We start from the raw sequence: 18,628 nt of genomic DNA, 5'->3' as shown, positions 1-18,628 counted from the left end.
CACCGTGACCCGGTGTCACGTGCCCGGCGAGTGCCCACGCCGGGCCGGGCTACGCCCCGCGGTGCCGCGCTCGGCGGCCTGTGCGCCGACGCTCGGTCACGGGGTGCGGAAGCCCTGGAAGGTCACGGGCCTGCGGGTCTCGAAGCCGAGCCGCTCGTAGAGGCCGATGGCGGCGGTGTTCGCATCGGCCACGTGCAGGAACGGTTGCTCACCCCGGGCCAGGACGCGTGCGACCAGCGCGCGCACCAGGCGGGCGGCGTGGCCCTGGCCGCGTACCTCGGGGACCGTGCACACGGCGCTGATCTCGGTCCAGCCCGGGGGCCGCAGCCGCTCGCCCGCCATCGCCACCAGGGATCCGTGCGCGCGGACCCCGAGGTAGGTGCCGAGTTCGACGGTGCGGTTCCAGAACGGGCCCGGCTCGGTGCGCTTGACGAGGTCGAGCATCTCGGACACGTCGTCCGGCCCCAGCTCCACGACCGCGACGTCGTCCGCGGGCCGCGACTCGTCGGGCGTGCGCCGGTCGGGCCAGATCATCTGGCGGCCCTCCAGGACGAAGACCGGCTCCCAGTCAGACGGCGGGGGTGCCGCGTTGCTGAACATGTCGGCGAAGCCGTCGCGGCCGAGCAACCGCGCCAGATCGGCCCAGTCCGCCGGGTCGGGCTCCGTCGGCAGCGCGCAGAAGGTCGTGACGTCCGGCAGGTACGTGGCGGCACGGCCGACCCGTCGGGCCAGGTGCGCGTGCTGCCCGAGCAGCGACTCGGCTACGGGGTTGTCGAGCACGGTCATATCAGTGTTCACGCGCCTGATCTTTGCATCCCGGCGCTTGCCGGACGCATCGAGGTCACCGGCTCGCGGCGGCGAACTGTTCGCCGCGTACGGCACGTCGGCACGGTACGCGTACGCCGCATTCGCACGGTACAGGCCGCGGCCGCGGGGCCATGAGCACCGAGGATGATGGGTGCATGGCTGAAATGGGTGGGGACTTGGATCAGTTGGGCGGGGACGAGCGGTTGGCGCGGGAGTGGCTCGGCGGGCTGACGGTCCAGCCCGCGTTGCCCGCGTCGGTGCTGGCCCGTCTGCTCACCGTGGCGGAACTGCCCGCGCACACCCCCATCTGGCTCACGATGTGCTCCCTCGACCGGGAGAGCACGGCTGTGCTGGTGGCCGCCCCGCACGTCGACCACCGGATGCAGGCTGCCGAGAACCCGCACGCCGACGTCGACGTCCTGGCGCGGCTCGCCCGCAACCCCGAACCCCGGGTCCGGTCCGTCTACGCGGGGCTCGCGGAGGACTTCGGGCGGCGCGTACCGGACGGAGTGCCGGAGGTCCTGGCCCGCGACGGCGAGGCGAAGGTCCGGCGGGTGGTGGCCCGGTGGAACCTGCCGATGCCCTTGCGCCTCGAGCTGCGGCTCGCGGAGGACGAGGACGCATCGGTCCGGGCCTCGGCCCTCACCGCGGAGCTGTGGCCGCCGCCTCCGGCCACGTCCTGCTGCGGCGGAGCATCGCCCGGCAGCCGCACCTGCCCGCCGACGTGGTGGAGCGACTGGCCGCCGACGAGGACTTCTTCGTCAGGCTCACCCTGTGCCAGTCGTGCCAGGAAGCGCCGCACGCACTCGTCCTGGAGATGTGCACCTACTGGCACGGCCTGATGTGGCCCTTTCTGCTCTCCCACCCGAACTTCGCCCGCCCCGGCCTCGCCCGCTTCGCCGATCACCCCAATCCGCGGCTGCGCCACGCGGCCCTCACCGATCCTGAGGCGGGGCCCGAGCTCGTCCTGCGGCTGCTCGACGATCCGGACGTCGGCCATTTGGCCCGGCGTGATCCCCGGCTGCCCGGCCAGGAGCTGCACAGGCTCCTGAGCGTCCCCGGCTCCGCGCGGGACGCCGCGGCGAATCCGGCCCTGCCGCCCGCGACGATGCACCGGCTCCTCGATCTCGCCGGAGTGGCCGGGCCTCCAGGGTCAGCGGGTGGGGGTATGGAGGATGCCGTTGATCAGGACCTCCAGGGCCCAGGTGTCGCGGTCGCCCGGGGAGAACAGGGACTCCCGCAGTGAGGTGACCATCGGGTACCGGTCGGTGGGCAGGGCGGCGTAGCGGCGGTCCGCGGCGGCGATGGTGCTCCGCTCGTCGGAGCCCTTGGTGTTGTAGGCGCTCTGTTCGGTGGCGGCCGCCGCGGTGTGGAGCCAGAGGAGGTCGACGGCCCAGGCGGCGGCCTTGTCGTCGAGGCCGCCGCCCTTGAGCAGGGCGAGCATGCGGTCGAGGACGAGCAGGACGTTGTCGCCGGTCGGGATGGCGCCGAGGGCGACGGCGGCCAGGCCCTCGTGGCGGCTCATCGCGTCGACGGCCGCGGCGACCAGGGCCCGCAGCTGCTCCTGCCAGGTGCCCTCCCAGGTCCGGCGGACCTGTCCGAGGGCTTCGTCGAGCATGGCGGCCATGAGGTCGTCGCGGTTGGCGACGTAGACGTAGAGCGAGGCGGGGCCGGTGTCGAGTTCCTTGGCGACGCGGCGCATGGTCAGCGCCTCCAGGCCGTCACGGTCGAGGATCTTCAGACCGGTGCGCACGATGACGTCGCGGCTGAGGGGCGCCTTGGCGGGCCGCGCGCGGCGGCTGACGGGCTGCGGGCTCATGGGGAAACCCTAGCCCGAAACGAACATCGTTTGACACGAACGCCGTTCGTTATCTACCTTCGAACGAACGGCGTTCGCGACGAACTACGTTCGCCCCGCTATCGGAAGCCCCGGAGGCCGCCGGCCCTCCCTGCTCGTCGCGGCCCGTCTCGTCACCCCGCACCGGCCCGCGAGGCCATGACCGCCGGCCTCCTCGTCGTGGCCGCGATCACGCTCGCCTGCTGCGGCCCGGTGCGCCTGCTGCCCCGCAGCGCTCAGCACCAGCACCAGCACCAGCACCACTGACCCACACGTCCGACCAGCAGAGAGAACCAGAACCATGTACTTGATCACCGGTGGCCGCGGCGCGGTCGCCACGCATCTGACCACCCTGCTCCACCGCGACGGGCTGCCCGTCCGCGTCGGCTCGGCCCGCCCCGAGGACCTCACGCCGCCCGCCGGAGTCGGGACGGTCCGCCTCGACCTCACCGACCCCACCACCTTCCCCGGCGCCCTGGACGGGGTCACCACCGTCTTCCTCTACGCCGCCCCCGACCACGCCAGCGACTTCGCCGCCGAGGCCCACCGCGCCGGCGTCACCCACGTGGTGCTGCTGTCGTCCTCCAGCGTCCTCGGCCCCGACGCCGCCGACGACCCGCTCGCCAAGTCCCACCTCGACGTCGAACAGGCCCTGCTGGCCTCGCCGCTCGCCACCACGATCCTGCGGCCCGGCTCCTTCGCCTCCAACGCGGGCGCCTGGGCCTGGCCCGTCAAGGCCGGACAGCCCGTCAGCCTGCCCTATCCGCACGCCCACAACGACGCCATCCACGAGCGTGACGTCGCCGAGGCCGCGCACGCCGCCGCGACCGATCCCCGCCACCGCGGCGGCCGGTTCACCCTGACCGGCCCCGCGTCCGTCACCTTCGCCGAGCAGATCGAACAGCTCGCCGCCGTCATCGGCCGCCCGATCCCGGTCCGCCACGCCTCCCGCGAGGAGTGGAAGCAGGAGATGGCCGACCACATCCCCGCCGCCTACGCCGACACCCTGCTGGATTGGTGGGAATCCCACGACGGCAAGCCCGTACCCCTCACGACCGCGGTCGAGCACCTCACCGGCCACCCGGCCCGCCCGTTCACCACCTGGGCCACCGACCACGCCACCGAGTTCACCGCCTCCTGAACCTCCGTGCAGAGAGGGCCCCGTGCGGCCGCACGGCGAGCAGGCCTCGGTGACGACCCGTCATCGCGGCCTGCTCGCCGTCTCCAACGTGGCCACGCCGACGGAACCTCCAAGATCGATAACACAAATGCCGCATGGTTTGGCCGATCTGCCAAGCATTCACTAGTCATCTATGAGATGTGTGGTAGCAGATGCAAGATAGAGGGCATTGCTCGAGGCGCGGACACGACCGCCCCGGCCAGGCCCGAAAAGCGAGGTCACTCATGGTCATGCGCACCTACGACGGCAGCGTCGACGACATCGACCACGGCGCCCTCGGGCGCGGCCAGGCCTCCTACCGCCGCCCCGACGAGCGCATCGCCCGCGTCATCGCCCACGCCCTCGGCGACGCGCGCCACGTCCTCAACGTCGGCGCGGGCACCGGGTCGTACGAGGCCGCTGCGCACACGGTCACCGCCGTCGAGCCCTCCCTGGCCCAGCGCGCCCGGCGTCCCGCACGGCTCGCGACCGCCGTCGACGCCGTCGCCGAGGACCTCCCCTTCGCCGACGGGCAGTTCGACGCGGCGATGACCCTCTTCAGCGTCCACCAGTGGTCCGACGCCGAGGCCGGGCTGCGCGAGATGCGCCGCGTCACCCGCGGCCCCGTCGTCGTCCTCACCTGCGACCCCGCGCGCGTCCGCGACTTCTGGCTCTACGAGTACGCGCCCGACGTCCTGGAGACCGAAGCCCGCCGCTACCCCTCCTTGCACCGGCTCGCGGCCGCGCTCGGCGACACCACCAGCATCGAGGCCGTCCCCATCCCGCTGGACTGCACCGACGGCTTCAACGAGGCCTACTACGGGCGCCCCGAACTCCTCCTGGACCCCGCCGCCCGCCAGGCCTGCTCCGCCTGGAGCTTCGTCGACGACCGCGCCCGCCAGGACTTCGACATCTCCCTGCGCCGCGCCCTGGGCTCGGGCAGCTGGGACGAGGCCTTCGGCCACCTGCGCAGCAGGCCGGCGTACGAAGGATCGCTGGTGCTCCTGCGCGCCACCCCGTGACACCGGTCCGACGGAGAGAGGGACCCTGTCCGCGGCCAACGGGCGGCCACCGCCGTCAACGACCCCGCCCACCACACCGGCAGCACCCCGCGACAGATCGTCGCCCCGTACGAGACCGACATCGTCGACGATCGCGAAGACCTCACCTGACACCCCTCGCGAACGTCCCGGCCGCGCGCACCGGGTCACCCCCTCCACCTCCTCCCGCCGAGCGCGCCCAGTAGGGTGATGCCCGCGACGACCAGTAGAAACGGACCACAACGCGTGCATACTCCCGAGCCCACCGCACCCATCTACGACCTGCTGATAGCCGAACGGGGTGACGTGGTCGCCATCGCCGCCCGCACCGCGGAGGAGACCCGGCGCGAGGCCGACGTGATGCTGGACTTCGGCTCTCTGACCGGGCGCCGGGACCGCGAGGCGTAGGGCGATCCCCGCACCTGCCGCGGTTCGGGGTGGCCAGCGGCGAGCAGGAGCCCGCGCCCGCCCCGACGCCGCCGCGCCCCCTCGGCCGCACGGCGGCTGCCCCGTCCCGCCCGCCCCAACGCCTTTGTCCCGTAGGGCGTAAGGGGGCTGTCGGACAATTCCACGGGCGGTGGACTGCCCCACACGGCCCCACCGGGGGCTGTGCATGCCATATCGGCAGAACACCGAGGGGGCACCATGCGGACCAGGAAGCGCCTCGCACTCGTCACCAGCGCCGTCGCGCTGGGCGCGGGTCTCATCATCACCCCGGCGGCCGTCGCGACGCCGGAGGCCGAGTCACCCGCCGCCTCCTGTCTCGGCGGCGCGTGGAAGTACGACAAGGCGCCCGGGCAGAGCTTCGTCCCGCCCGGCTCGGCCTTCTACCGCACCACCAACCGGTGTGCGGACATCCAGGTCAAGGCGAGCAACAGCACGGTGATCCAGCTGTGCTACCTGAAGAACCACGACCTGGAGCAGAGGGTCTGCAAGGGCGAGGTCACCGCACCCGGCGGCAGCTGGAAGATCCTGGGGACCGACTTCAAGGACGGCGTCGAGTTCTGGCTCCGCTTCGGCAACGTCAGCGCCCGCAAGACCGGCCTGGTCGCCGCCTGACGGCTCCGGGCCCGTGCTGCCCCACCCTCCTGGCGGGTGGGGCAGTACGGCGTTGCGAGGAACGTCAGCCGCGCGCCGCGAGCCCGTCGGCCTGGTGACGGGCCGGCGGCTGGTCGCGCGTGCGCACGTGCAGGTGGCCGTCGAGAGGGAATGCGGGCGGTGCCGCGGGCAGGACGTCGACCAGCTCGTACCGGCACTTGCGCGCGACGCGGCACGACGCCTCGTTGTCCACCTGGTGCAGGAGTTCCAGGCGTGTCAGCCCTTCACCGGCGAAGGTGGTGAAGGCCCAGTCGGTCAGCGCCTCAAGGGCGCGAGGGGCCACTCCCCTGCCGCGCGCGTGCGCCGCGGACCAGTAGCCGACCTCGGCGGACGGAGTGTCGGGGCCCACGCCCTTGAGGACCACGTTCCCCAGCAACTGCCCGTCGCCCCCGTCGGTTCGGGGCTCCACGACGGCGAATCCGTAGCGGTCACCGGCTTCCCACCCCCGCTGCTCAGCCTCGACCCACCGCGCCGCGCCCGCCTCGTCGTCGATGGCGGAGAGCGTCCAACGACGCAGCGCTTCGTCCCGGTACAGCGCGACCAGACCGGCCGCGTCCGACATCCGCCACGGCCGCAGAAGCAGCGCGGGGTGCGACTCCGTGGCGTCCACCTCCAGCTCCGCACCCCGGGAGGGAGCTGTCGGCGGGGTATCGGTACGGGCTCCGCGCCCGTTCGGATGCTGCGTCATCGAACCGTCCGTGTCCTCAGGGCCTCGTGGACCAGCCGGTCCCGACCGGTCGTTGATCATGGTGTGTGGGTCAACGTACCGGCGACGGCGGGGGCGCGCCACGGAGTGGTGACCGCGCCCCCGCCCGTCCGCTCACATCCGCCGGTGGGCGTGCAGCAGGTACTCCTCCCGGTGCAGCGGATTGTGGTCCGTGCGGGCCCGGGTCGGCGGGGGCGTCGTCGCGCGGTAGTGGCCGAAGGACGTCTCCAGGACGCCCTCGCCGCCGGTGAGTTCGGGCAGCTCCCGCTCCAGGCCGTGCACGTGGTCCGCGGGCAGGTGGCCCTCGACGACGAACGCGTCACCGCGTGCCGCGGGTGTTCCCGGCACGGCCCGGTGGCGTGCCAGGGCGAGCGCCACCGACGCGTACGCCTCCTGCGGGACGTCGAGGACGAACCGGTGCATCGGCTCGTGCACGACCGTCCCGGCCCGGCGCAGCGCGGCCATCAGGACCAGCGGCGTAAGGGCGCGGAACTCGCCCGCCGTGCTCCTGATGCTGCAGAAGCCCGAGTGGGTCATCGTCACCACGCAGTCGGGGACCTGCCAGCCGTACATCCCCTGCTTCAGGGTGGTGCGGACCGTCTCCTCCACGGCTCGTACGTAGGCCAGGGGCAGCGAGCCGAGTTCGACGTCGAGCCGGAAGGTGACACCGCCGCCGACCGGGCCAGGCGCCACGCGCAGCCCCACCGTCGCCAGGAACGGATTGCCGTCCTCGTCGAGGATCTCGTGGGCCGCGCCGGTGCCGGTGACGCGCTCGACGCAGATCGGCGTCGTCTGCCGGAAGTCGACCGTCAGGCGCTGTTCGGCCAGGCTCGCCGCGAGGACCTCCTTCTGCACCTCCCCGTAGAGGGACACGGACAGCTCCCGGCCCTCCGGGTCCTGGCGCAGGCCGATCAGGGGGTCCTGTTCGGCGAGCCGGGTCAGGGCCAGGTGCAGCGCGCCCAGGTCGGCCGGGTCGGCGGGCACCACGACGGTTTCGAGGGAGGGAGGCGCGAACACCTGGTCGTAGGGGCGGCCGACCGGCGGGCTGCCGATCACGTCCCCGACGCGGACCGCCGCGAGGCCGCGCAGCGTGGCGATCTCCCCGGCGCGCGCCGCCGTCCGGCGCTCCAGCACGCCCCGGTCGAAGACGGCCACGTCCGTGACCTTGGCCCGGGTGTCGCCGACCGCGACGCGCTCGCGGACCGTGAGCGACCCGGAGAACAGCCGGGCGTACGCGATCTTCTCGCCGCCCTCGCCGCGCTCCACCTTGAACACCCGCCCCGACACGGCTCCCCCGGTGTCGTGGTGCTCGGCGGGCAGCAGTTCCTTGATGCCCTCGACGAGTTCCGCGATGCCCGCGCCGGTGATCGCGGAACCGACGTACACCGGGTGCACCCGGCCCTTGCGGGTCTGCGCCACGAGGGCGGCGTGCAGCCGCTCGTACGGAACGCGGGCCTCGTCCGCCACGTAGGCGGCGAGCAGGGCGTCGTCCTGTGCGGTCAGCACGTCGAGGAGCTCACGCGCGTAGGGCTCGTCGCCCTCGGTGTAGGCGGTGACGTGTGCCGTGCGCGTACCGAGGCCTTCGGTGACCCGTCCCGTCGCGACGGTGGGCACGCCGAGTCTGCGCCCGGCCTCGTGCAGGACGCGTGCGTCGTCGGCGCCGCGCCGGTCGACCTTGTTGATGAAGAGCAGAGTCGGGATGCCGAGCCGTTTCAGCGTCCGCATCAGGATGCGCGTCTGCGGCTGGACGCCTTCCACGGCCGAGACGACGAGCACGGCTCCGTCGAGCACGCCGAGGACCCGCTCCACCTCGGCGATGAAGTCGGGGTGGCCGGGCGTGTCGATCAGGTTCACCGAGACGGCCGACGTGCCGCTGCCGAGGCGGAAGTTCACGACCGCCGACTTGATGGTGATGCCGCGGCGGCGCTCCAGGTCGAGCGAGTCGGTGTGGGTGCTGCCCGCGTCGACGCTGCCGATGGCGTCGATGACCCCGGCCTCGTACAGGAGCCGCTCGGTCAGGCTCGTCTTGCCGGCGTCAACATGCGCCAGGATCCCCAGGTTCAGCGTGCGGTGCGTGGTGCGCACAGAGCGTCATGTCCTTCAGGTTGATGACTGTTCCTTTCGTCTGGGACATGGACGTTCCGCGCATGGTCTGCTCCTTGATCTCCTGGGCTGCTCCGGCGATGTTCGCACCACGGGCCCGGAGCCGTCGACCGAATATCGCGCTGTGCGCTTGCGGAGGCGGCCCCCTCAGATCGCGATCGACTGCTGGAGCCAGCGGCTGACGCGGTACGGGATCCACCAGGCGTACGAGCCGACGTCCAGGGCGAGTTGCTCGCCGCGGAAGTCTTCGAGGGCCGCCTGCGGGACGGTGTCGGCGGGGGCGCCGTAGTCCAGCAGGTCGATGGCCGTCTCGTACTCGGGTTCGTCGGCGGTGAAGCGGCGCAGCTCTCCCCAGCGGCGGTCCCGGATCTGGATGAAGCCAGGGCCCTTGCGCCACAGGCATTTGCACAGGTAGTGGCCGCGCCGCCAGGCGCGAAGGGAGTCATCGGCGTCGGCGGGGCCCCGCAGCGCCGCGGGCGGCTGGAGGTGGCTGAGCGCCCGCCAGCCGTCCCCCGCGTCCTCGTCGAGCAGCAGCTCCCACTCCACCATGACGGCGCGTGCGGTCAGGTCCCGGACGAGGCTGAGCCAGCGCAGGGCGGCGACCGGCTCGGTGGCGGCGGTCAGGTCGACGGGGGCGGGCAGGCGCACCCGGCGCGCGCCCAGCTCCCACAGGCGGGCCGCCTCGCCGCGGGCCGGGCCGGGCAGCGGCACCTCGCCCAGGAACATGCCGGGCAGCGCGCACGCGGCGGGGTCGTAGTCGCGCCAGGCCAGGAGCGTGGGCGAGGTGAGCGTTGCGGTCATCGGGCTCCTCGTCGGACGGTGGGGCGGCCGGACGGCCGGGTCGGGCCGGTTCGCCGGGCCGGTTCGTCAGGTCGGCGTCGGGTCAGGCCGGTTCGGGGACGGCTGCGGAGTCGGCCGCGCCGTCCTCCGCGTGGACGTGCCGCATGAAGTCGAGGCGCAGCAGGTCCTCGTTGACCGCGGCCGGGGCGATGTGGACGTACTGGCCCGCGTCCGCGAAGACGATGCCGAGGGCGAGCCAGGAGTCGAGGAGCCGCTGCACCCGGTCCTCGTCGACGGCGGCTCCCGCGACCCGCGCGGCGGCCTTGCGGGTGAGGGCCTGGAGGCCGTGCGGCTGGTCCAGGAGGCGGAAGACGGCCAGCTCCAAGGGGTCGCTCAGCTCCATGGCGCGCCAGGCGAAGGCGCGCCGCCTGCTGACCAGGACGATGCGGTCGCCGTGGTCGTCATGGGTGAGGCGGGCGTCCGTGTGGTGCTTCTTCCAGTCGCCGAGGGCCGCGTTGAGGGCGTTGACCGTCTGCTCGCCGACACCCCGGGCCGGGGCCTCGAAGACGTACGCCATGCCGTACAGCTCCTCCTCGGGCAGGTCGTAGGTGAAGCGGTAGTGCGCCTCGGGGCGCAGCCCGGTGAAGCCCAGTTCGGGCCGCTCGAAGTAGGGGCTGAAGCGTTCGATGGCGATGCGGGCGGAGAGGTCGACCGGCGGGTCGAGGTGCTCCAGGGCGGGGATCTGCGCGACGACCGGGTCGTAGTCCTCGGCGCTCTCGCCGGGGAAGCCGTGCAGGTAGTTCCAGGCGACGGAGAGGCCGGTCTCGGCGCCGTCGCGGAGCATCCGGACGTTCTGGCAGCCGCTGACGCCCTTGTCCATCAGGTCCAGGACGCGGCTGTTGAGGCTCTCGATGCCCGGCTGGACGTAGATGAGTCCGGCGTCGGCGAGGGTGCGCAGCTGGCTGCGCTTCATGTTGGCCTTGATCTCGATGTGCAGGCGCAGGTCGTAGCCGCTGTCGATAATGCGGGGCAGGACGGTCGTCAGGTAGCGCATGTCGAGGATGTTGTCGACGACGTACATGTCGAGCACCCGGTGGCGCCGGGCCAGGTCCATGATCTCTTCGTAGAAGGTGTCCGGGCTCTTGGAGCGGAACTCCATGAACGATCCGTTGAGCCCGCAGAAGGTGCAGTGGTGCTTCTCGCCCCACCAGCAGCCGCGGGCGCCCTCGACGACGAGCTTGGGCTCGACCCAGTTGCGGGCCACCGATGCGGCGAGGCGCTCGAAGTAGCCGCTGTAGTCGGGCGGCAGGATGGCCGCGGGCGGCAGCGGCCGGGTGGCCATCGGGTTGGCGACGCTCGCGCCCGTCGCGTCGCGGCGGCACAGGCCGGGGACGTCGTCGACCGCGGCCTTCTCCTTGAGCGCGGTGAGCAGCTGCGGGAAGGCGCCCTCGCCCTCGCCGCGGACGACGTAGTCGACGAAGGGGAAGTTGCGGTGCACGGCGGCGCCCTGCTCGCCGTCGCAGTTGGCGCCGCCCATGACGGTCACGACGTGCGGGGCGAGTTCCTTGACCCGGCGGGCGGCGGCCAGCGCGGCGGTGTTCTGCTGGAAGGTGGAGGTGAAGCCGACGACGTCGGGCTCCTTCGCCACGATCTGCCGGGCGATCATCTCGACGAACTCGGGGACGACGCGGTGCAGCGCGCGCGTCATCTTCATGCGCGCGGCCTTCAGCTTGCCGGTCATGGTGGCGGTGAACTCCGCGTCCCGCCACTCCGGGTCGTCGTACAGGGCGGAGGAGAAGACCCAGTCGCCGCAGCCCATGAAGTACGAGGAGAGCGCGTAGTACTCGTAGTCGTCACCGGTGAACTCGGTGCGCTCGGTGATCCAGTCCGTGAAGGCGAGGTTGGCGTGCAGCACCTCGGCGGTGGCGCCGGGGACGCGCTCGTCCACGCTCCGTTTGAGGATGCCCAGGGCGAGCGACGGAAGGTCGATGGGTGACCAGGGCATGTTGACCAGCAGTACGCGCACGGGCGTTCCTCCGATGGTGGGGCCGACCGGCCCCCGGGGGGTGCTCCCGGGGGCCGGCCGGTGCGGGATCAGTCCTCGACGCTCTCGTCGCCGTCCTCGGCGTTGCGGAACGGGACGGTGACCGTGATGCCGATGCTCGGCTTCCGGTTCGTCTCGTCCTCCGCGAGCGGGTCGTTGTGGATGACGTCCTTCTGCATGGGCTCTCTCCTCTCAGTGACGGGTGGTGCGGTGCGGTGACCCCCTTCCGGGCGGAGGGGGGCGTCTGGGTGGGGTGGTGCCGCGGAGCTCCCGGTCGAGGAAGAGCACCGCGCGGCGCAGCACGGCCACGTGGTCGCCGCCGTCGTAGCCGTCGTGTCCGGAGTCCAGCCACAGGGACTCGTGCCGGGCACCGATGGCGTGGAGGGCGCCGAGGTAGGAACGGACCTGTGCGGCGGGGCATTTGGTGTCGTGCGTGGCGGCGACGACCAGGAGCGGATCCCGTACGTGGACGGCGTACCGGATCGGGGAGCTGTGCGCGTAGCGCGCGGGCACCTGCTCGGGGGTGCCGCCGAACAGCCGCTCGTCGAGGGCGCGCAGCGCCGGGGTGGCCGAGGCGTGGGCGGCGGCGTAGTCGGCGACCGGCTTCACGGCGACGCCCGCCCGCCAGAGCCCCGGCCGGGTGCCGAGGGCGAGCAGGACGAGGTAGCCGCCCCAGGAGGTGCCCCACAGTCCGGTGGCCTCGGGGCGGATCAGGCCGCGCGCGGCGAGGTCGGCCCGTACGGCGGCGAGGTCCTCGACCTGGGTGTGGCCGACGCCGTCGCGGAAGGCGCGCTGCCAGCGGGGGCCGTAGCCGGTGGAGCCGCGGTAGTTGACGCGGGCCACGGCGAAGCCGGAGGCGACCAGGGAGTGCACGGTGCCGTCGTAGGCGTCCCGGTCGTGGTCGGCGGGGCCGCCGTGCACGAGGAAGACGGCGGGGTACGGGCCCGCGCCGTCCTCGGGGAGGCTGAGCAGGGTGTGCACCGGGCCGTCGGGGCCGGGCGTGCGGATGTCGCGCAGGGTACCGGGGACGCGGCCGTCGACGGTGCCGAGCGGCGGCAGCGGCGTACCGGCGGTGGAGGTCATCCGCGGCGGGTGCGTCGTGTCGGTCCAGAGGGTATGGAGGTCGCCGCCGGGGTGCGGGGCAGCGTCGAGGAGGGTGCCGGGCGGTGCGGGGACGGTGTCGAGGGTGCGCCGTTCGAGGTGGGCGCGGTGCAGCAGGGAGCGTCCGTGGCGGTCCTGGCGGATGAGGACACAGCGCCCTTCGGGGTACCAGCGGGCGGTGATCTGGGTGTCGAACGCGCACCAGTCGTGCGTCACGGTGCCGGTGGCGGGCGTCCAGGTCTCCAGCAGATAGCGGTCGTCGCGCTCGCGGACGAGGAGCAGGGTGGCGCCAGGACCCGTCGGCGCGAAGCCGAGGGCCCACAGCCTGCCGTGCGCGCCGTCCCCGGGCAGGACCGCGGCCTCGGCGCCTTCGGGGGTGAGGACCGTGACGGCGCGGGGCGATTCGGCGGCGCGGGTCAGGGCCAGCAGGTCGCCCGCCGGGGTCAGTCCGGCGAGCGCGGCGGGCCCCTCGACGCGCGTCACCTCACGGCCGGGGCCGCCCCGGGAGCCGATGTGGACGGCGGTGGCGTCGTCCAGGCCGATGCCGACGGCGGCGATCGCGCCGCCGGTCACGGCGAGGCCGCGGGCGGTGCCGTCCGGGACGCCCGCGAGTCCGGGCCTGTCGGGGCCGCCCGCGAAGGGCTGGAACCGCCAGTGGCCGACGCCCCGGGCGTCCTCGGCGAACCACCAGACCCGTGCGTCCCGGTCGATCGCGCCGTGCAGGGTGCCGCCCGGCCGGTCGGTGACCCGGCGGGCGCGGCGGGTGGCCGCGTCCCAGGTGAAGACCTCGCAGCGGCCGTCGGCGTCCGCGGTGAACACCATCCGGCGCGGATCGGCGGCGCACACCTCGGGCAGTGCGGCGCGGTAGACCTGGAAACGGCTCACGCGGCGGCCTCCGTGAGGGCGGCCCGCCGGGTGGTGTACACGGCGAGCAGGGTGATCAGGGCGGCACAGCCGAGGGCGGGCGCGGCGGTGTCCACCCGGTCCGCGAACAGCCCCGCGAGCACCGGGGCGAGGGCGGCGGCCCCGCCGGACGCGGTGCCGAGCACCGCGCCGACGCGTGCCTGCACCGCGGGCTCGGCCACGAGCAGCACCCGTGCCTGGAGGACCACGGCGGCCGGCGGGATGACCAGGCAGACCGCGCCGAGCAGCGCCCCGTACGACCAGGGGCCGGTGGCGGTGGCGAGTGCCGCGGTGAGCGGGACGAGCAGCCAGGTCACGGCGGTGACGAGCCGGGCGGCACCGAAGCGGACCGCGACCTTGGGAGCGGCGAGCGAACCGGCGAGCCCCGCGCCGCCGGAGACCGCGAGGACCACGCCGAGCGGCAGCGCGCCCGTGCCGGAGCGCTCCAGGGCGAAGACGGCGACGTAGTAGAGCACGACGGCGACGCCGTTGACGAGGGCGATCCAGACCAGGACGAGGCGGAGCAACGGCTGGCGCCGCACCAGCCGAAGGCCCGCCGCGGCCTCGCGGAGCAGGCCGTCCCCCGACGGCTCCGCCGGGGCCTTCAGGTCGGTGCGCATCCCGCGTACGCAGAGGGCGGCGACGGCGTAGGAGAGCGCGTCGGCCAGGAAGGGCAGGGCGCGCGAGAGCTGGTATGCGGCGCCGCCGAGCGCCGGGCCGAGTACGAGGGCGCCCTGGTCGGCGGCGGCGAGCCGGGCGACCGCGCGGGGCTGCTCGGCGGGCGGGCAGACCAGGGCGACGGTGCCGCGCGATGCCGCCTCATGGCAGGCGGTGGCGAACCGTTCGACCAGGACGGCGCCGAGGAGGTGCGCGAGTGTGAGGTGCCCGAGCGCGAGCGTCAGGGCGACGGAGCCCAGGGCGAGCGCGGAGACGGCGGCGGACCAGAACATGATCGTCTTGCGGGCGCCGCGATCGGCGGGGACCGCGGCGAGCGGGCCGAGCAGGATCCCGGCGGCCAGCGACACCCCGGCCACGAGCCCGGCCGTCTGCGCGGAGTGGCCGAGCGAGAGGAGCAGCAGCGGGAGGACGACGCCGGACGCCTGGGTGCCGAGCGCGTCGGCGGCGTTGGCCCACCAGAAGAGGCGGAAGTCGCGGGCGGAGGCGGGTCGCGCCGAGTCGCCCTGGCGGTCCGGTGCGTCCGGTGTGTCCGCCTCCGTCTGTGGCTCCACGCAACCCCCTCACAACTATGAAGTACCTGTGTAGAGATGTGCAGAAAGTGAAACGAGAGCGGGATCGTAGCCAGGCGCTCGAGCGGCCTACAAGATGTCGGAGCCGCTGACCGAAAAGCGCCGTGGAGGGGCGCGCGCGGCACACCCTGGAGGGCGGATCAAGGGGAGGCACGAGTTCCGCCAGACTGTGCGGGTCAGCTGATGCCTGTGTGACGTGTGTGGTGTGAGAGTCGCTGCGAGGGATGTCAACGCCTGGGGTTGAGGGGGTCCCTGTGGTGCTGGCGGACCGTCAACTCCACGTCTGGCCACGGTTGTTGGCGGTTCCGTAGGAGCGAGATGATGGCCGGTTCCCGACGTCGGGAACGGCAGGTACGGCGGGGGCGGCACCTCAAAAGCTTCACGGCGGGGTGCTCGCCGGCTCCGCCAGGGATGGGCATCGACGACGCAGCCGGCGAGGGTTCAGGAGAGGGACGGTCAGCCCTCGGGCGGCACGACCGGGGTCCGCGTGACCTCTTCGTAGGCCGTCAGGACGTCCAGGAAGGCCTCGCGGCCCCAGAGCGCCAGGCCGAGCAGGGCGGTGAGGACGGCGGTCACGTGGAGGCCGCCGAGCGGGTCGGCGGCGTTGGCACTGCGGAACCCTTCCTGGTCGCCGCGGGCCCAGGCGCGGACCGCCTCCGTCACGGTGAACTCGTAGTCGGCCGGGGCGACGGCGGCGACCTCGTCGGCGAGCCGCACCACTTCCCCGGTCCGCAGCTCCCGGCCCGTCAGCTGGACGAGGGCGAGCGTGGACCGCAGCAGCCCGCCGAGCACGGCGTACGTCTGCTGCTGTGCGGCCTCGTCGGCGCGGGCCAGGGCCTCGGTCACCGCACCGGCGTCGTGTGCCGCGTAGCCGCGGACCACGCCCAGGGCGCGATCCGCGGCCGTACCGGCCGGGTCGGCCGCTCCCGGCTCGACCGGTCCCCGCTGCGCGTCGCTCATGATCGCCACGCTAGTTCAGCGCGGTCGCGGCGGACTCCGTCTGTGGTTGCGGCCGGGCTCGGTCGATAGCACTAGGACCACTGGACGCGCTGGTCGGACGTGCCCGCCAGGCGCTCGGGGGTGAGCAGCTCGGCCAGCCGCTCGGCGGGCAGCAGCCCCTTCTCCAGGGTGAGTTCGGCGACGCCCCTGCCGGTCCGCAGGGCCTCCTGGGCGATGGCGGTGGCCGTGGTGTAGCCGATGTGCGGGTTGAGGGCAGTCACCAGGCCGATGGAGTTCTCCACGGAGGCGCGCAGCGCGTCGGTGTTGGCGGTGATGCCGCCGTCCGGCCCCGCGACGCAGCGTTCGGCGAGCGTCAGACAGGCCGCCCGCAGGGACGTGATGCTCTTGGCCAGGGCGTGCAGGATGACCGGCTCGAAGGCGTTGAGCTGGAGCTGCCCGGCCTCGGCGGCCATCGTGACGGTGAGGTCGTTGCCGATGACTTCGAAGGCGACCTGGTTGACGACCTCGGGGATCACCGGGTTCACCTTGCCCGGCATGATGCTCGAACCGGCCTGGACCGGGGGCAGGTTGATCTCGTTGAGCCCCGCGCGCGGCCCCGAGGAGAGCAGGCGCAGGTCGTTGCAGGTCTTGGAGAGCTTCACGGCGATCCGCTTGAGGACGCCGGAGAGCTGAACGAACGCGCCGCAGTCCTGGGTGGCCTCGACCAGGTTCGCGGAGGTCACCAGGGGCAGCCCGGTGATCTCGCACAGGTGGCGGCGGGCCGTCTCCGCGTAGCCGGGCGGGGTGTTGAGGCCGGTGCCGATGGCGGTGGCGCCGAGGTTGATCTCGTGCATCAGCTCGACGGCCTCGGACAGCCGGCCCCTGTCCTCCTCCAGCATGACCGCGTACGTGGAGAACTCCTGGCCGAGGGTCATGGGCACGGCGTCCTGGAGCTGGGTGCGCCCCATCTTCAGGACGTCGCGGAACTCCACGGCCTTGGCGGCGAACGCGTCCTGGAGCACCGCCATGGCCTGGAGCAGCCCGTGCACCGCCGTGATCGTCGCGATGCGCAGGGAGGTCGGGTAGGCGTCGTTGGTGGACTGGCTGAGGTTGACGTCCTCGTTGGGGTGCAGGTGCGCGTACTCCCCCTTGGCGTGGCCGAGGAGTTCGAGGGCGCGGTTGGCGACGACCTCGTTGACGTTCATGTTCGTGGAGGTCCCGGCGCCGCCCTGGATGACGTCCACCACGAACTGGTCGTGCAGGTGCCCCGCGCGGATCTCCTCGCAGGCGGCCACGATGGCGCGGGCCTTGTCGGCGGGCAGCAGGCCCAGTTCCTCGTTGGCCCGCGCCGCGGCCTGCTTGACGGCGGCCAGCGCGTCGACGAGCTGCGGGTACACGGAGATCGGGACGCCCGTGACGGGGAAGTTCTCCGTGGCGCGCAGCGAGTGGATGCCCCAGTACGCGTCGGCGGGTACGTCGCGGTCGCCGAGCAGGTCGTGCTCGCGGCGGGTGCGCGGGTGCCCGGCCGGGGTGTTCGGGGCGTCCGCGCCGAAGGGACGGTCGGATGCGGCTTCGGCGGTCGGCCGGGCGGGGGCGGTCATGGGGTGGTCCTTCGTGTGCGTGAGGTGGTGCGAGGGGCTGCGCGGGGCGCGGGGCCGCGCGAGGGCGGGCACGAGGGTCAGGCGGCCGAGGCCGACTCCTGGCTCTGTCCCAGGTCCGGGGCGCCCAGGAGCCGGCGAAGGAGCGCGCCCCGCCGCTGGGGCGCGGCGTCCGCGAGCAGCGCGGCGAGGACGGCGATGCGCGCCTGCCCGGCCCGCAGGGTGCCGGTGAGGACCGCGCCCGCGGCGACCAGGTCGACCGCGCCGCCGCCGGTGTAGATCTCGGCGACAGGGCCGGAGTGCACCCGGGTGGTGACGGCCACCAGGACGCCCCGGTCCACGGCCGCCGCGATGGCGTCGGCGAACCGCGGGGTCGCGTTGCCCGCGCCGGTGGCGACGAGCACGATGCCCCGGGCCCCGGCCGCGACCGCGGCGTCCAGGAGCAGCGGGTCGGCGTCGCAGTGGTGCATGACGATGTCGACGCGGGGCAGCGGCCCCGGCCCGGCGGGCGCGGGCAGCGGCTCGGGCCGCTCGGGGCGCCGGTCGATGTCCACGCGCCCGAAGCCGAGCCGCCCCACGAGCGGCCCGGACGGGTCGGCGAAGGGGTGCGGGTCCAGGGTGCGGGTCTTCACGGTGCCGCGCGCCGCGTGCACGGTGCCGTCGAAGACGACCAGGACACCCATGTCCCGTACGGTCGCGGCGACTTGCAGGGCGTCGTACACGTTGCCCGGGCCGTCGCCGTCGGCGGCGCCCAGCGGGCGCTGCGCGCCGGTGAACACCACCGGGCGCGGGTCGTCGTGGTGCAGGTCGACGAAGAAGGCCGACTCCTCCAGGGTGTCGGTGCCGTGCGTGACCACGACGCCGGCGACCCCGGGGTCGGCGAGCGCCTCGTGCACCGCGCGCAGCAGCGTGAGCTGCCGGGCGGAGGTCATGCTGGAGCTGTTCACGTTGAACAGGTCGACGACCTCGACCGTGACGCCGTCCGGCACGGCGGCCTGGGCCAGGACCTCGCCGCCGGAGGCGTCGGCGGCGTACCCGGTGCCCTGCCAGCGGCTGGCGATCGTGCCACCGGTGCTGATGACGACGACCCGTCGCGGGGCCGTCGGGGGTGCCAGGTGCGTCATCGGCGCGGGCCTGCCTCTCCATGAGTCGGGAGTGCGGCCGGGCGCCGCTCGTGGCACCGCGCGGCCGCATCGAAACCGACGGCCCGAGGTTCACGGACAGTCGCGTCGCAAGAATAGGTGAGTCTCTGCGCAATCGGATTGC

At 73.4% G+C, this 18,628-nt stretch carries 17 protein-coding genes; 5 read left to right on the top strand and 12 right to left on the bottom strand.

The features are described 5' to 3' along the window. Positions 1 to 96 precede the first annotated feature (96 nt). A complete protein-coding gene (locus IG74_RS0107745; protein ID WP_030671769.1) occupies positions 97 to 786 on the bottom strand; it encodes a GNAT family N-acetyltransferase in 690 nt (229 codons plus the stop codon). 176 nt (positions 787 to 962) lie between these two features. On the opposite strand from IG74_RS0107745, the gene IG74_RS0107740 reads away from it, so the two are divergent. Then, positions 963 to 1,649 (top strand): hypothetical protein, encoded by a 687-nt coding sequence (locus IG74_RS0107740; protein ID WP_030671766.1) that lies wholly within the window; start codon positions 963 to 965, stop codon positions 1,647 to 1,649. Positions 1,650 to 1,960: 311 nt separating this feature from the next. Here the strand turns inward: IG74_RS0107740 and IG74_RS0107735 are convergent, their stop codons facing one another. After that, a complete protein-coding gene (locus IG74_RS0107735) occupies positions 1,961 to 2,626 on the bottom strand; it encodes a TetR/AcrR family transcriptional regulator (RefSeq protein ID WP_030671762.1) in 666 nt (221 codons plus the stop codon). Positions 2,627 to 2,945: 319 nt separating this feature from the next. On the opposite strand from IG74_RS0107735, the gene IG74_RS0107725 reads away from it, so the two are divergent. The 4 genes from IG74_RS0107725 (at position 2,946) to IG74_RS0107710 (ending at position 5,902) form a co-directional block, all read left to right on the top strand. Next, positions 2,946 to 3,785, top strand: coding sequence for an SDR family oxidoreductase (locus IG74_RS0107725; RefSeq protein WP_030671759.1), 840 nt, complete (start codon positions 2,946 to 2,948; stop codon positions 3,783 to 3,785). 269 nt (positions 3,786 to 4,054) lie between these two features. After that, positions 4,055 to 4,825, top strand: a complete 771-nt coding sequence (locus tag IG74_RS54175) for a class I SAM-dependent methyltransferase (RefSeq protein ID WP_267885549.1) — start codon at positions 4,055 to 4,057, stop codon at positions 4,823 to 4,825. A 264-nt stretch (positions 4,826 to 5,089) separates the two neighbouring features. Beyond that, positions 5,090 to 5,251 carry a hypothetical protein gene (locus IG74_RS47780; protein ID WP_234334266.1) on the top strand — a complete coding sequence of 54 codons (162 nt, stop codon included), beginning with the start codon at positions 5,090 to 5,092 and terminating at the stop codon, positions 5,249 to 5,251. A gap of 237 nt (positions 5,252 to 5,488) precedes the next feature. Then, complete coding sequence (locus IG74_RS0107710) at positions 5,489 to 5,902, top strand: hypothetical protein (protein WP_030671752.1); 414 nt, start codon at positions 5,489 to 5,491, stop codon at positions 5,900 to 5,902. A 64-nt stretch (positions 5,903 to 5,966) separates the two neighbouring features. Here IG74_RS0107710 and IG74_RS0107705 read toward each other — a convergent pair whose 3' ends face one another. The 10 genes from IG74_RS0107705 to IG74_RS0107660 all read right to left on the bottom strand — a co-directional run bounded on the left by IG74_RS0107705 (position 5,967) and on the right by IG74_RS0107660 (position 18,486). Then, positions 5,967 to 6,551 carry a GNAT family N-acetyltransferase gene (locus IG74_RS0107705; protein ID WP_420709867.1) on the bottom strand — a complete coding sequence of 195 codons (585 nt, stop codon included), beginning with the start codon at positions 6,549 to 6,551 and terminating at the stop codon, positions 5,967 to 5,969. A 210-nt stretch (positions 6,552 to 6,761) separates the two neighbouring features. After that, complete coding sequence (locus tag IG74_RS0107700; protein WP_030671742.1) at positions 6,762 to 8,732, bottom strand: elongation factor G; 1,971 nt, start codon at positions 8,730 to 8,732, stop codon at positions 6,762 to 6,764. Positions 8,733 to 8,897: 165 nt separating this feature from the next. After that, positions 8,898 to 9,551 (bottom strand): DUF5825 family protein, encoded by a 654-nt coding sequence (locus IG74_RS0107695; RefSeq protein WP_030671737.1) that lies wholly within the window; start codon positions 9,549 to 9,551, stop codon positions 8,898 to 8,900. Positions 9,552 to 9,633: 82 nt separating this feature from the next. Next, positions 9,634 to 11,556 (bottom strand): RiPP maturation radical SAM C-methyltransferase, encoded by a 1,923-nt coding sequence (locus IG74_RS0107690; protein ID WP_030671734.1) that lies wholly within the window; start codon positions 11,554 to 11,556, stop codon positions 9,634 to 9,636. Between the two features lie 68 nt (positions 11,557 to 11,624). Then, complete coding sequence (locus tag IG74_RS54170) at positions 11,625 to 11,753, bottom strand: hypothetical protein (RefSeq protein WP_264081221.1); 129 nt, start codon at positions 11,751 to 11,753, stop codon at positions 11,625 to 11,627. Positions 11,754 to 11,766: 13 nt separating this feature from the next. Beyond that, complete coding sequence (locus IG74_RS0107680; protein WP_051854699.1) at positions 11,767 to 13,497, bottom strand: alpha/beta fold hydrolase; 1,731 nt, start codon at positions 13,495 to 13,497, stop codon at positions 11,767 to 11,769. 59 nt (positions 13,498 to 13,556) lie between these two features. After that, positions 13,557 to 14,807 carry an MFS transporter gene (locus IG74_RS0107675; RefSeq protein WP_051854683.1) on the bottom strand — a complete coding sequence of 417 codons (1,251 nt, stop codon included), beginning with the start codon at positions 14,805 to 14,807 and terminating at the stop codon, positions 13,557 to 13,559. A gap of 474 nt (positions 14,808 to 15,281) precedes the next feature. Continuing rightward, a complete protein-coding gene (locus IG74_RS0107670) occupies positions 15,282 to 15,785 on the bottom strand; it encodes a hypothetical protein (RefSeq protein ID WP_051854698.1) in 504 nt (167 codons plus the stop codon). A gap of 71 nt (positions 15,786 to 15,856) precedes the next feature. Continuing rightward, positions 15,857 to 17,365 (bottom strand): aspartate ammonia-lyase, encoded by a 1,509-nt coding sequence (aspA, locus tag IG74_RS0107665; protein WP_078868663.1) that lies wholly within the window; start codon positions 17,363 to 17,365, stop codon positions 15,857 to 15,859. 77 nt (positions 17,366 to 17,442) lie between these two features. Beyond that, a complete protein-coding gene (locus IG74_RS0107660) occupies positions 17,443 to 18,486 on the bottom strand; it encodes an asparaginase (protein ID WP_030671718.1) in 1,044 nt (347 codons plus the stop codon). Positions 18,487 to 18,628 lie beyond the last annotated feature (142 nt).

Origin of the sequence: Streptomyces sp. NRRL B-1347 (assembly GCF_000720325.1) — a bacterium.
GTDB lineage: Bacteria > Actinomycetota > Actinomycetes > Streptomycetales > Streptomycetaceae > Streptomyces.
The sequence above is the reverse complement of the archived record's forward strand: the minus strand, read 5'-3'. Positions and strand labels throughout refer to the sequence as shown.

Coding starts and splice junctions, on each gene's coding strand:
- IG74_RS0107695 (WP_030671737.1), bottom strand. CDS start 9,551: ATGACCGCAACGCTCACCTCGCCCACGCTCCTGGCCTGGCGCGACTAC.
- IG74_RS0107740 (WP_030671766.1), top strand. CDS start 963: ATGGCTGAAATGGGTGGGGACTTGGATCAGTTGGGCGGGGACGAGCGG.
- IG74_RS0107680 (WP_051854699.1), bottom strand. CDS start 13,497: ATGGTGTTCACCGCGGACGCCGACGGCCGCTGCGAGGTCTTCACCTGG.
- IG74_RS0107735 (WP_030671762.1), bottom strand. CDS start 2,626: ATGAGCCCGCAGCCCGTCAGCCGCCGCGCGCGGCCCGCCAAGGCGCCC.
- IG74_RS54170 (WP_264081221.1), bottom strand. CDS start 11,753: ATGCAGAAGGACGTCATCCACAACGACCCGCTCGCGGAGGACGAGACG.
- IG74_RS0107670 (WP_051854698.1), bottom strand. CDS start 15,785: ATGAGCGACGCGCAGCGGGGACCGGTCGAGCCGGGAGCGGCCGACCCG.
- IG74_RS0107745 (WP_030671769.1), bottom strand. CDS start 786: ATGACCGTGCTCGACAACCCCGTAGCCGAGTCGCTGCTCGGGCAGCAC.
- IG74_RS54175 (WP_267885549.1), top strand. CDS start 4,055: ATGCGCACCTACGACGGCAGCGTCGACGACATCGACCACGGCGCCCTC.
- IG74_RS0107710 (WP_030671752.1), top strand. CDS start 5,489: ATGCGGACCAGGAAGCGCCTCGCACTCGTCACCAGCGCCGTCGCGCTG.
- IG74_RS0107725 (WP_030671759.1), top strand. CDS start 2,946: ATGTACTTGATCACCGGTGGCCGCGGCGCGGTCGCCACGCATCTGACC.
- IG74_RS0107660 (WP_030671718.1), bottom strand. CDS start 18,486: ATGACGCACCTGGCACCCCCGACGGCCCCGCGACGGGTCGTCGTCATC.
- aspA (WP_078868663.1), bottom strand. CDS start 17,365: ATGACCGCCCCCGCCCGGCCGACCGCCGAAGCCGCATCCGACCGTCCC.